The following is a 13299-nucleotide window of genomic DNA, read 5'->3' as shown; positions in this document are numbered from 1 at the left end:
GACCGCAGATGGGTATAGTTTTTCGCTGGTTGGTGCGTATCACCTCGGCCCTTGTCATGTTGACGCTGGGGGCTGTGCTTCTGGTTTATTTTTTGGCTAGCCAATCCCTGCCCGAGTATAACCAGACCGTCGCCGTGCGGGGCGTGACCGCCCCCGTCGAAATCGTGCGAGACACCGCAAATGTACCCCATGTTCTGGGTCAATCCGACCCGGATGTGTTCTTTGGGCTGGGCTACGCCCACGCGCAGGATCGTTTGTGGCAGATGACCGTCATGCGCCGCACCGCCCAGGGTCGCCTGTCCGAGGTCTTCGGCGCACGCACGGTCAATATCGACAAGTTGCTGCGCCGGTTGGACCTCTACGGTCTGGCGCATCGCTCGTTTCAGGTACAGGACGACTATACCAAAGCCGCCCTGCGGGCCTATGCGGCGGGCGTGAATGCGCGTTTGGACGAGATCAACGAAATGGCCCTTGGCCGCGGCGCGCCCGAGATGTTTCTGTTCAACGCCCCCGTTTCGCCCTGGCAGCCCGGAGACAGCCTTGCCGTCATCAAGCTGATGGCGCTGCAACTGTCCGGCCACCTTGAGGATGAGGTGCTGCGCGCGCGCACTTCGCTTATGCTGAACGACTCGGCTCGGTTGGCCGATATCCTGCCCGATGTACCCGGTGCCGGGATCGCGGCTCTACCGGAATATGCCACGCTCTTTCCCGGACTTCCGCGCTATGCCCATGGCACGCCGATGTCCGATAGTCCGCTGTCGCCCTTCCCCAAGCACGGCCTTGCAGGCGCGTCCAACGCGTGGACCGCTGCCCCCTCACGCTCGGCTATTGGCGGCACCCTGTTGGCCAATGATCCGCATCTGGGCTTCACCGCACCCGGCGTCTGGTATCTGGCACGGTTAGAGCTGGCCAAAGGCGGCATGATCGGCGCGACAATCCCTGGTGTGCCTGCGGTCATGGCCGGGCGCAGTGATCGGCTGGGATGGGGACTGACCTCGTCCTATCTGGACGATCAGGATGTGCATATCGAACGGCTCAACCCCGACAACCCCGAGGAATACGAAACACCGGACGGGTTCAAAGCCTTCCGCGCGCGCCCCTCGATCATCGAGATCAAGGACGAAGCCCCGATCACCCTGACCCTGCGCTGGACCGAGAACGGGCCTGTGCTGCCCGGCAGCCACTATGATCTGGAAACGATCACTCCACCCGGTCACGTGACTTCATTGTCGTGGACCGCGCTGAGTGCGCAGGACACCTCCATGTCCGCCGCATTGGCCCTGATGAATGCCGACAGCGTGCGTCAAGGGATCGAAGCAGCCGAGGGCTATATCGCTCCGTCACAGAACCTGTCGCTGGTCGATCGGACCACCATCGGGATGAAACTGATCGGGGCCATGCCACGCCGCGCCCTGCGCAACCAAAGCCGGGGCCGTATCCCGACACCCGGCTGGCTGAACGAGAACCGCTGGCAAGGTCGCCTGCCCTATGCCGACAACCCCGAATTTGTGGCCCCGGCGGGCGGCATTTTGGGCAATACCAACAACAAGATCATCGACCGTCCCTTTCCCGAACATGTTTCATACGAATGGGGCGACACACAGCGCATTCACCGCTGGCAGCGTTTGATGCAATCGCGCGAAGTGCACACCCGCGACAGCTTTATCGAGGCGCAGCTAGACACGGTCAGTTTCACAGCCCGCTCGCTTCTGCCGCTGATCGGTGCGGACCTGTGGTTCACCGGTGCCTCTGCACCCGAAGGCACGCCCGAACGCCAGCGCCAGATCGCGCTTGGTCTGCTGGCCGAATGGAACGGCGAGATGAACGAGCACCTGCCCGAACCGCTGATTTATGCCGCCTGGTTGCGGGCGCTACAAATCCGCCTGATCTCGGACGAGCTGGGCCCGCTAGCCGCAGAATACAAACATGTCGAGCCGCTGTTCATCGAGCGCGTCTACCGCGACATCGACGGCGCGTCAGTTTGGTGTGACGTCCGTCAAAGCGCACCGGTCGAAACCTGCACTGACATGGCGCGACTGGCGCTGGACGATGCGCTGATCTGGATTTCCGAGAAATACGGTGGAGCGCTGGAATCTCTGCGTTGGGGCGATGCACATCAGGCCACCCATGATCACCCGGTTCTGGGCTCGGTTCCGGTTCTGCGGTTCTTCGTAAATATCCGTCAATCCACCAGCGGCGGCGACAATACTTTGCTGCGGGGGCGCACCTCGGGCGAAGGGCCAGACCCATTCCAGAACGTACATGGCGCGGGGTATCGGGGCGTCTATGATTTCGCCGACCCTGACAGCTCGGTCTTTATCACGGCCACAGGTCAGTCGGGCCATTTCCTGTCGCGCTACTATGACGATCAGGCGCAGCTGTGGCGGCGCGGGGAATACATCCCAATGTCGCTGGACCTTGATCTGGCGCGTGCGGCGGCGGTCGGCGTGACCCACCTGACCCCGCGCTGACACCGGGTTTTAGGCAAGACATTGCCCTGAAAACAAGGTTTCGTGGACGCAGACCCGTGTTCTGGCTTACGATCTCAAGGTGAAACGATTTGAGACCGGGGGAATTGATGGCCAGTATTAGAGATACGATGAACAATCTTGCGCGCGACTATGCAATCGCGTGGAGTTCAGGCGACCCGGACGCCGTTGCAAGTTTCTATGCACCCGACGGGCAAATCATCATCAATCGGGGCGAGCCCATTGTCGGTCGCGCTGCGGTGGCCGAGATGGCACGCGGGTTCTATGCCGACTTCCCGGATCTTGAAGTGCGCTGCGACATGCTGCGTTGGGCGGGGAGCCACGCCATCTTTGTTTGGACCCTTGAAGGGCACCATGCACAGACCGGCAACCACGTCGTTGCCCGAGGCTGGGAAGAATGGGAACTGACCGCGGATAACAAGGTCAAATCCTCGCTAGGCTGGTTCGATGCTGACGATTACCAGCGGCAGATCGACGGGGCATAACACCTAGAGGGCGGCGAACTGCGCCGCCTGCTTATCCGTCCACAAGACGGTTATCTGAAAGCCATCCTCAGTCTGCTCCTCGGACCGCACGACGTCCTGACGGAACAGCCACGCGCGTTTGTCGCCCTCGGCAAAGCTGAGCGTCAGGGTGATCTCGTGACGGACGCCTTGCAGCTTGGTGGCGATCTCGGTCAGCAGCGCGTCAACCCCGTCGCCAGTCACCGCCGAGATGGCAAAAACCGCAGGATCACGCTCGGCGCGGGCTATGGCGGCTTCGCGATTGTCGGCGGTCAACAGGTCGATCTTGTTCCAGACCTCAAGCCGGGGGCGCGCGTCATCCACACCCAGCGAGGTCAGGATCGTTTCGACATCGCGGGCCTGTTCGTCAGTCTCTTCATGGCTGATGTCGCGCACATGCACGACGATATCCGCGCCCAACACTTCCTCGAGCGTGGCGCGGAAAGCCGCCACCAGCTCGGTCGGCAGGTTCGAGATGAAGCCCACCGTGTCCGACAGGATCACCTCGGGGCCGTCGGGCAGTTCTACCCGGCGCATGGTCGGGTCAAGCGTGGCGAACAACATGTCCTTGGCCATCACCTCGGCCCCGGTCAGACGGTTGAACAGAGTGGACTTGCCCGCGTTGGTATAACCCACCAACGCCACAATCGGATACGGCACCTTGGCACGGGCCGCACGGTGCAAGGTGCGGGTCTTGACCACCTTCTGCAACTGCCGCCGCAAGCGAACAAGTTGTTCGTCAATGGCGCGCCGGTCGGCTTCGATCTGCGTCTCGCCGGGGCCGCCGACAAAACCCAATCCGCCGCGCTGTCGTTCAAGGTGGGTCCAAGCGCGCACAAGACGGGTGCGCTGGTAGCTGAGCGCGGCCATCTCGACCTGAAGCACACCCTCGCGGGTACGGGCGCGGTCGCTGAAAATCTCAAGGATCAGCCCGGTCCGGTCGAGGATTTTAACCTTCCACGCTTTTTCGAGGTTTCGTTGCTGAACGGGTGTCACCGGGCCGTCGATCAGCACCAACTCAATTTCATTGTCATGTAGCCGCTCGGCCAGTTCTTCGATCTTACCACTGCCGAACAACAACCCGGCCTGCGCCCGCGGCAGGCGCACGATTTCAGAGCCGACCACGTCGAGGTCGGGCAACGCAGCGGCCAGTGCAACCGCCTCTGCCAGCGCCGGTTCGGGGACACGACGCTGTTCATCTGACTTGATTTCCGGATGCAGCACCCAGGCACGGGTGCGCGTCCTGTCATGTTCCATCAAGAGGCGTCTTCGCCCTCATACAGGTTGATCGGCTGTGATGGCATGATGGTCGAGATCGCGTGCTTATAAACCAGCTGCGACTGTCCGTCGCGGCGCAACAACACGCAAAAGTTATCAAACCACGTGATCACACCTTGCAATTTCACACCGTTGATCAGGAAAATTGTGACCGGGACCTTTGCCTTACGTACATTGTTCAGGAACGCGTCCTGCAGATTCTGTCTGTCCGAAGCCATATTTTTATAAACTCGCCATTGTTCTTGCTACGCGCTGCGGACCAACGCGCTCCCTCTGGCGGAGTATGGAGTGTCGTTAACCGAGTTTCCAGATGAAAAATCAATCATTAACACGAGTGTTGATTCTCAGTCCCGCCAGAGCGTGGGCGTAATCAAGGCAATAATGGCCAGAGTCTCCAATCTGCCAATCACCATCGCCGCGCACATGGTCAGCTTCGCGTTTGACGAAAGGTCAATCAGGCGCAGAGGTACATCGGTTGCCAGTTCGATCAGCGGACCCGTGGTGCTGAGCGCCGCGACCGTCAGCACCATCGCCTGTTCGAACCCCGCCCCCATCGCGGCCAGCAACATATTGAACAGCGCGGCGGTCAAAGCGAACATCATCAAGAAGATCCACGCAATGAATGCACCATCGCTTTGAATACGTCGGTTACCGCCGCCCACCCCACTGACCGAGGATGGATAGATCAGCCGGTCAATCTCGCGCGCACCATTCAGATAGAGCGCAAACACGCGCAGCAGTTTGACCCCACCGGCGGTTGTCGCGACCCCGCCGCCGATCAGAGCAATGCCCATCAGGATCAGACCCGGCGTGCCAAGGCCAGACAGTTGCTGCGCATCGTTCCAGTTCGCGCTTTCAAACCCTGCCGTGGTCAAAAAGGACAAGCCTGTAAAGAGCATACCCCAAATCACATTGACCGCCTGCATCGGTTCTAACCGGTTGCCGATCTCATTGACCCCCAGCCAAACCCGGACGAACAAAAGCGCAGCGACGGCGCCAACGATCATCAGTCCGATGCGAAATTCCGGGTCTTTGTCCAGGCGCGAATAGCCGGTTGTTGCGGTGTCGGTCGAAAAGGTTAGGCGCGACAAGGCGAAGAACAGAAACAAGAACAGGATCGCCTCGCCCGTGATTCCGGCCTGCGCGCCCTCCATTCCGCCGACGGGGGAAATCCCCGAGGTCGCCATCGTAGACATGGCGTGGCAGATCGCCGTCAGACCCTGCTCGCCCGCAATCAACAGCAGCAGGCAGATCACAAGCGTCAGACCGGCATAGATCGGTGTAAGCGTCCGCGCGACCCGGATTAGCCGCCCGCGCGGGTCAACCTTTTCGCTTTGCGCCACACCCGAGACCGGACGACCCGGTTGGCCACGCGCAGTAACCTCGAACCCGCCTAGCGACAAAGGGGCCAGGATCGCGGCAGCTGAAATCCACATCAGCAGGCCACCCATCCACCCCACTTGCGCGCGCCAGAAATGCAGAGGCGCGTTCAGACGATCGGGGTCGGGAAACAGGTCGGCGCCGGTTGTGGTCAAGGCGCTGACCATATCGAAATAGGCGTTCAGAAAAGTGGTATTCCCCAAAGCGTCATGCAGCGGGATTGCCAAATAGAGGGGCAAAACGGTGAAACAGGCCAAAAGCACCGCCAACTGCCCCAATGTCCCCCTGCGCGGCACACGGTTCGATGAGGCCAAAGCAATGATGGCCACAATAAATAGCCCAAGAAACCCAGAATAGAAGAACGAGCGCGAGGTGTCGTGATCATCCAGAACCAGCGCATAAATCGCGGGTATCCACATGGACAGCGCGGCAATGGCCCAGATCAGCAGAAACAGCGGCAAGCGCCGCACCAATCCGATCCGCTGTGTCCGCGCGCGCTCCATCAGAAGAAATCAATCGAAACCTGCATCAAGCGCTCGACCTCGGGCACGTCCTTGGCCATGGCAAAGATCGCCAGCACGTCTTTCTCTTCGATCCGCAGGCTGCCCGTGGGGCGCAGCAACTCATCACCTTTGCGAACAGCCCCGACCAGAACGCCCTCGGGAAAGTCGATGTCACGCAGCTTTTGCCCCGCCATGGGAGAGGTCGATAGAACCTCGGCCTCGATCACCTCGGCCTCGGCATCGCCGATGGAATAAACCTGCCGCACGCGCCCATGGCGGATGTGGCGCAGGATCGAGCTCACAGTGGTGGCGCGCGGGTTGATATAGGCGTCAATGCCCAAAGGTCCCATCAAGGCCACCATGCTGGGATCATTGATCAGTGCAATCGCCAGCGCACAACCCTCGGCCTTGGCCCGCACGGCGGCCAGCAAGTTGGCACGGTCGTCGTCAGTGACGGCCAGCATAGCGTCGGCACGCTCGATCCCGGCCTCGCGCAACAGCGCGGAGTCCAAGCCATCGCCGTTCAGAACAATCGTGCGCTCCAACGCTTCGGCGGCCAGTTCGGCACAGCTGCGGTCGCGTTCGATGATCTTGGCGCGCACCCGGCTTTCGCGTTCCTCAAGCGTCCTCGCAACCTCGAGCCCGACATTGCCGCCGCCCACGATGACCACGCGGTCCTGTTTCTTTTGCGCCTTGCCGAAAACCTCCATCGTGCGGTCGACGTCTTTTACGTTGGCAAAGACATAGCATTCGTCACCAACGAACAGCTGGTCCTCGGACTCCGGGGCAAACAGAGTCCCCTCGCGCCGCACCCCAACCACGATCGAGCTGAGGGTCGAGAACAGATCGGTCAACTGACGTAGGGGCGTGTTTACGATCGGGCAATCCTCGTCAATGCGGATGCCCAAAAGCTGCGCCTGCCCGTCCATGAACATCTCGGTATCAAAGGCCGAAGGGGCCGAAAGGCGGCGCATGGCGGCGGCGGCCACCTCGCGTTCAGGGCTGATGACCACGTCGATGGGCAAGTGATCGCGGCGATACAGGTCGGAATGGATGGCCTGTAAATAGGATTTAGACCGCAATCGGGCAATCTTGCGCTGGATCGAAAAGACAGAATGCGCCATCTGACAGGTGACCATGTTCACCTCATCGGAATGGGTGGCGGCGATGATCATATCCGCATCACGGGCGCCCGCGCGCTGAAGTACGTCAGGATAGCTGGCAAAGCCGGCAATACCCTGAACGTCCAGTGTTTCCGTGGCGCGACGCACCAGGTCCGGGTTGTTGTCAACCACTGTAACGTCATTCAGTTCGCCCGACAGATGCCGCGCAATCTGCCAGCCAACCTGACCGGCCCCGCAAATGATGACCTTCATATACCTGGCCCTTCTGCCTGAAAGGATTGAATGACAGATGGCCCCAAAACGGTCAATCGAATTGTCATTTCCGCCTGCCGAGGGCAAGATAAGCCTATGAAAACAGTTGCCCGTTTCCTGATACCTGTCTTTGCGTTGACCTCATGCGGTCCGCTTTCGATGTATTACCAAGAAGGCGCAAGCGTTTCGCGTGTGCAGACCGAGACTACACAATGTCAGGTTCAGGCACTGGATGACGCTCCGGTGGCGACCCAGGTGCGTCAAGGCCCCCCCACCTATTGGCCGGGCCGTACCCGCTGCGACGGGCGCGGCAATTGTTATCGCACAGCGGGATGGTGGCAGCCTGGGCAGATCTACACCGTGGACGTCAATAAAGGCCTACGCGACCGTGTTGAAGCACAGTGCATGGCGGCCAAAGGGTATCGCCCGATCAGCCTGCCACCATGCAAGCAACGGATAAAAGCCAGTGTACCACCCGCACGCACGACCCAATTTCCGCCGATCGGAACCGAGTCCTGCTTTGTTAAATTCGACGACGGATCGTTTCAGATCATCACACCCGGCCAGACGGGGTGAAGGACCGGCGGATTATTCCGCCGGCTCCGGTTCGTCCAGTTGCGCCACCCTTGCGCCCGATTTGTTCGACGTCACCACGCCCAGTGATTTCAGCTTGCGGTGCAGCGCGCTGCGCTCCATCCCGACAAAGCTGGCGGTGCGGCTGATATTGCCGCCAAAGCGGTTGATCTGGGTCAGCAGGTATTCCCGCTCGAACGCCTCGCGGGCTTCGCGCAGCGGCAAGGTCGCCAGTGCGCCAGACAGAACAACGCGGCCGGAATCGTCGGCCTTTTCATCCTCGGTCGGCAGCTCTTTAGCCTCGATCGGCCCCGTGCCGTCGCCCAGGATCAGCACCCGTTCGATCAGGTTTTTCAACTGACGCACATTACCCGGCCATGTCATGGTCTGCAGCAAGGCCACCGCTTCTTCGGAAATCTCGCGAACCGGCAGGCCCTGCGTTTCGTTGCACATCTCGATGAAATGCTGGGCCAAAACCGGAATATCTTCGCGCCGATCCTCAAGCGAGGGCACGTCGATCGGCACCACATTCAGCCGGTGATACAGTTCCTCGCGGAAGCGATCAGCGGCAATCTCGGCATCCAGATCCTTGTTGGTGGATGAGATCACGCGCAAATCCACCCGAACCTTGTCCGACCCACCGACACGTTGGAATTGCTGGTCGACCAGCACGCGCAGGATTTTGGACTGCGTGCCCAGTGGCATATCGGCAACCTCGTCGAAATAGACCACACCGCCGTGGGCCTCCTCCAGCAGGCCCGGTTCGACCCCTCGGTCCGAGGATTCGCGGCCAAACAGAACTTCTTCCACGCGTTCGGGTTCGATCCCGGCGCAATTCACGGTCACGAAGGGCCCATTGGCGCGGTTGGAATGCGCGTGGATATAGCGCGCGGCAATCTCTTTGCCCGACCCTGCCGGGCCGCTCAGCATGACGCGGCCGTTCGATTTTGTGACCTTGTCCAACTGCCCCTGCATCGCTCGGAACGAGGCGGATTTGCCGATCATATCGGAATTTGTCACCTCTTTGCGCTTGAGCGAGGCATTCTCGCGGCGCAGACGCGATGTTTCCATTGCACGACGGATGACCACCATCAACTGGTCAATATTGAAGGGCTTTTCGATAAAGTCATAAGCCCCCTGCTTGATCGCCGCGACCGCAATTTCGATGTTGCCGTGGCCGGAAATAATCACCACCGGCACATCCGGGTTGTCACGTTTGACGGTTTTCAAAATGTCGATCCCGTCCATCCGGCTATCCTTCAGCCAGATATCCAGAATCAACAGCCCCGGCGGTTCCGAGTTGATCTGGGCCATGCACTCATCCGAGTTCCCTGCCAAGCGGGTCGTATAGCCCTCGTCCTCCAGAATGTCGGACACCAGTTCGCGAATATCGCGTTCGTCATCTACGATCAGAATGTCGCTCATCTTTGGCCTGCTTTCAGTTTGTTTGTTTGAATTGCCTGCTTTTGGGGCGCGTCAGACGGGGAAAAATTACCCGCTGGTAAACGGATCACGGCCATCGCGCCAAAATGGTCCTGTCCGTCGAAGACCGGCGCATCTTCTAAAGTCAGCGCGCCGCCATGCTCTTCGATAATCTTTTTGACGATGGGCAGGCCCAAACCTGTCCCGGCGTCCCGCGTTGTCACATACGGCTCGAACAGGCGCGCCCGATCTTCGGGCAAGCCAATGCCGTTGTCTGCAATGGTGATGACGGTACCCGCGTCATCGCGTTCTACGTCCACTTTGATTTGTGGCTTCAGGTTCTCGGGGGGGCCTTTTTGCTTAAGGGTTTCTATGGCTTCCCCGGCATTCTTGATCAGGTTCGTCAGAGCCTGGTTCAACATCGTCGCATCTAGATCAGCTGGAATCGGATCATCTGGCAATTGCGCTGTGATCTCGACATCGGGCTGCCCTGATTGCTGCAACAAAACCGCCTCGCGCACCAGATCGACAACGTTTTCTTCACGCCGATCGGGCTCGGGCATCCGTGCGAATTTCGAGAATTCGTCCACGATCCGCCGCAGATCATTGGTCTGCCGTACGATCACATCGGTCATGGATACAAGGCTATCGCAATCCTCTTCATCCAGCTTCCGCGAGAATTTGCGTTTGATCCGCTCGGCGCTCAGTTGGATCGGGGTCAGCGGGTTCTTGATCTCATGCGCAATGCGTCGCGCCACATCGCCCCACGCGGCCATCCGCTGCGCGCTAACCAGATCGGTCACGTCATCAAAGGCGACAACATAGCCTTCTAGCCCGCCATCCTCACCCCGTCTGGTTGCCATCCGCACCAGCAGGTTTTCAAGACGGCCCTTGCGCGTCACCTTGACCTCACCCTGAACGGCTTCCTGCCCGCTTTCCTTAAGGCTTTCGAACAAGGGCAGAAACTCGGGCACCGCTATGCCAATCGCCAGCGTTTCGTCCCCGCGCGACCAGTCCAACAATCGTTCCGCCGAACGGTTCACCAGTGTAACGCACCCATCGGGATCGACACCAACAACGCCCGACGTGACCGAACTGAGCACCGAATCGAACAACCGACGACGACGTTCGATCTGGCGGGTATTTTCTAGCAGAGTGTCGCGCTGTGCATTAAGTTGCCGCGTCATCTGGTTGAAATAACGTCCCAATATGGCAATCTCGTCGTCGCTGGCCTCTTCGATGACTTGAACGCTCAGATCACCGGCCCCCACACGTTGCGCCGCTGTAGTAAGCCGTCCGACGGGACGCGACAGGCGCTCGGCAAACCACATACCCAGCGACATCGCCGCCAAGATCAAAATGACCGCAAATCCCAGATAGAGCAGACCAAATTCGAACAGTACCCTGCCCCGTTCGCTTTCAAGCTGTTGATAGAACTGTACCGTTTCCTTGGTGTCATCCAGCAGCGTCAACAACTGACCATCCACCTCGCGGCTGACATAGAGATACCGGTCCAGATAGGCGCGTAGCGGCACGAGCGCCCGGAATTCACTGTTTTGCCAATCGTCGATGATCAGAAGGCCCGTGTCCGAGGCCTCTACGATCTGCTCGGGCGTCGGTGCCTCATAGTTGAACAGGTAAGACCGGTCGCCGCGCGACTTTATTTCCCCTGCTCCGTCAATGACATAAGCCTCACGCAGCCCACGCTGAATTTGCGATTGCCCTTGCGCAAGAACCGCGCGCAATTCCGCGTCCGAGATATAGAAATCCACCGCGCGCGCATTGTTGAGGTACAGCGCCAGAACCGTCGCGTCCTGCCGCAAACCTTCGCGGTGCTCCTGCTCATAGGCTTCGGCTGCGGTCAGGGATGAGCCAACAACCTGCCTCACCCGGTCCGAGAACCAGCCCTCGAGACCGATATTCACCGTCAGGCCAGCGAAAATCGCCACCGTCACTGTCGGCACCAGTGCGAGCAGGGTAAAGGCACCAATCAGACGCAGGTGCAGACGCGATCCGGCCGATTTCGCCCGGCGCGCGGCGATCAAACTGCCCAATTGGCTGAGAACCAGCGCAGCAACCACCAGCACATAGACCAGATCTGCCAGCAGAATCAGGCGCAGCGACGGCGCGGTTGTGCCCAAGTCAAAGGGACCGATGACCAGATAGGTCACCAACGCCAGAACCGGGCCCAGAAGAACTAGACCCAAGGTGCTAATATTGCGCAGCTTTCGGGATTTCCGCCACCGATTAATCGATAGGATCAGCCCGCTCTGTGCTCGGGATGCCACCGTCTGCCCTCATCCTGATGCGCCGTTTTCACGGCAAACCGCCATATTTCGTGGTCCTTGTCGGGGTTGAACCCGAATGCCACGCTTTGTGTGGCGATATTACATCAGTTTGCGGCGGCGTGTCACCTGAATATCGAGGTCTGTGATCTTTTTCCGCAGCGTATTCCGGTTAATCCCCAGAAGATCAGCACATTTTGCCTGATTTCCGCCGGTTGCATCCAGGGCCAATTCGATCAGAGGGGCCTCTACTTCGCGCAGGATGCGTTGATACAGACCCGGTGGGGGCAGAATATTGCCGTGCAGGTCGAAATACCGCCGCAAGTGACGCGCGACCGAAGTCGACAGTTTCTCGCGCTCACCATCGCCCAGAACAGGTTCGGCTTCGGGCTGGCTGCCCAGAACCGCCTCGACCTCGGATTTCGAGATTTCATCGGCACGGCTGGTCAGGCTGAGGCGACGGATCGCGTTTTCCAACTGTCGCACATTGCCCGGCCACGAATAGCGCCGCACCAGCTCTACCGCATCCGGGCTGAGCCAGCGTTTGGTGCCGTGTTCGCGCTCTTCCCGCGCCAGAAAGTGGTCGGCCAAAAGGGTGATGTCATCCACACGTTCGCGCAGCGCAGGCACGTGGATTGTCGCGCCGCACAGACGGTAATACAGGTCCTGACGCACGCGCCCGCTCTCCATCGCGTCGGTCAGGTCCGACTGGCTGGTGGCCATAAAGCGCGGGACGTGGTCGCCGGGCGTGTCCATCATGCGAACGATACGCGCCTGCAGTTCGTCCTCGATATCGGCAATCTCGTCGATCAGCAACGTCCCACCTCGAACCCGCGCCATCACCCGTGCAGGACCTTCCAGATCGCGCAAATCAGCGGCTGTTGCCGTGACAAAGGGCAGTGTGCGACGGTCCGAGAAATCATGAATAGCCCGTGCAATCAATGATTTACCTGTTCCACTTTCACCGGATATCATCACCGAAAGATCAGTGTTCATCACCCGTGCGACCAACCGGTACAGCGCCTGCATCACCGGGGTCCGCCCGACTAGGGGCAGTTCTTCTGGGCGGTCCTGCGCCGGTTCGCTGGCGTCGATTTGCACGCGCTGTTTCTGCTCCAGCGCTCGCGCGGTCCGTTTCATCAGATCAGGCAGGTCAAACGGCTTGGGCAGATAATCATAGGCATCGGCCTCGGCCGCCTGAATCGCCGTCATGATCGTGTTCTGGGCCGAGATCACGATGACAGGCAGGCCGGGTCGGTCCTGCGCGATCTTGGGCAGCATCTCCAGGCCATTGCCATCCGGCATAACGACATCTGAGATCACCACATCGCCTTTCCCTTCGCCAACCCAGCGCATCAGCGTGGTCAACGAAGAGGTCGCGTGCACCTTGCACCCCGCCCGCGTCAGGGCCTGTGTCAAAACGGTGCGGATCGTGCGGTCGTCATCTGCGACCAGTACTGTTCCATCCATTGGGTGCTCTCCTTAAGCTC

At 59.8% G+C, this 13299-nt stretch carries 10 protein-coding genes; 3 read left to right on the top strand and 7 right to left on the bottom strand.

Annotated features, from left to right (window positions below; all coding sequences use genetic code 11):
- Positions 1–8: 8 nt before the first annotated feature.
- Together ACR0CA_RS01615 and ACR0CA_RS01610 are read left to right on the top strand one after the other, a co-directional pair.
- Positions 9–2471, top strand: a complete 2463-nt coding sequence (locus ACR0CA_RS01615) for a penicillin acylase family protein (protein ID WP_480897258.1) — start codon at positions 9–11, stop codon at positions 2469–2471.
- 107 nt (positions 2472–2578) lie between these two features.
- A complete protein-coding gene (locus ACR0CA_RS01610; protein WP_170774310.1) occupies positions 2579–2974 on the top strand; it encodes a nuclear transport factor 2 family protein in 396 nt (131 codons plus the stop codon).
- A 3-nt stretch (positions 2975–2977) separates the two neighbouring features.
- On the opposite strand, the gene hflX is transcribed toward ACR0CA_RS01610, so the two are convergent.
- The 4 genes from hflX to trkA form a co-directional block, all read right to left on the bottom strand.
- Entirely contained in the window at positions 2978–4249 is a 1272-nt protein-coding gene (hflX, locus tag ACR0CA_RS01605) for a GTPase HflX (RefSeq protein WP_480502466.1), read from the bottom strand.
- The gene (gene hfq / locus ACR0CA_RS01600) at positions 4249–4488 is read right to left on the bottom strand and encodes an RNA chaperone Hfq (RefSeq protein WP_005982826.1); all 240 of its coding nucleotides are present in this window, start codon (positions 4486–4488) and stop codon (positions 4249–4251) included. Before hfq ends, hflX begins: the two co-directional genes overlap by 1 nt.
- Positions 4489–4614: 126 nt before the next feature.
- Positions 4615–6153 carry a TrkH family potassium uptake protein gene (locus tag ACR0CA_RS01595; RefSeq protein ID WP_170788678.1) on the bottom strand — a complete coding sequence of 513 codons (1539 nt, stop codon included), beginning with the start codon at positions 6151–6153 and terminating at the stop codon, positions 4615–4617.
- Complete coding sequence (gene trkA, locus ACR0CA_RS01590; protein WP_170788679.1) at positions 6153–7529, bottom strand: Trk system potassium transporter TrkA; 1377 nt, start codon at positions 7527–7529, stop codon at positions 6153–6155. The genes ACR0CA_RS01595 and trkA overlap by 1 nt, the downstream gene beginning before the upstream one ends.
- Positions 7530–7625: 96 nt before the next feature.
- Here trkA and ACR0CA_RS01585 point away from each other — a divergent pair, with 96 nt between their 5' ends.
- Positions 7626–8105, top strand: a complete 480-nt coding sequence (locus tag ACR0CA_RS01585; RefSeq protein WP_170774318.1) for a hypothetical protein — start codon at positions 7626–7628, stop codon at positions 8103–8105.
- A 12-nt stretch (positions 8106–8117) separates the two neighbouring features.
- Here ACR0CA_RS01585 and ntrX read toward each other — a convergent pair whose 3' ends face one another.
- The 3 genes from ntrX to ACR0CA_RS01570 all read right to left on the bottom strand — a co-directional run bounded on the left by ntrX (position 8118) and on the right by ACR0CA_RS01570 (position 13279).
- Positions 8118–9527, bottom strand: coding sequence for a nitrogen assimilation response regulator NtrX (ntrX, locus tag ACR0CA_RS01580; protein WP_480897257.1), 1410 nt, complete (start codon positions 9525–9527; stop codon positions 8118–8120).
- Positions 9524–11812: a sensor histidine kinase NtrY-like gene (locus ACR0CA_RS01575; RefSeq protein ID WP_480857260.1), complete on the bottom strand. Its 2289-nt coding sequence runs from the start codon at positions 11810–11812 to the stop codon at positions 9524–9526. The genes ntrX and ACR0CA_RS01575 overlap by 4 nt, the downstream gene beginning before the upstream one ends.
- 99 nt (positions 11813–11911) lie before the next feature.
- Positions 11912–13279, bottom strand: a complete 1368-nt coding sequence (locus ACR0CA_RS01570) for a response regulator (RefSeq protein WP_480897256.1) — start codon at positions 13277–13279, stop codon at positions 11912–11914.
- Positions 13280–13299 lie beyond the last annotated feature (20 nt).

It is taken from the genome of Ruegeria sp. F12, assembly GCF_056533885.1.
The sequence above is the reverse complement of the archived record's forward strand: the minus strand, read 5'-3'. Positions and strand labels throughout refer to the sequence as shown.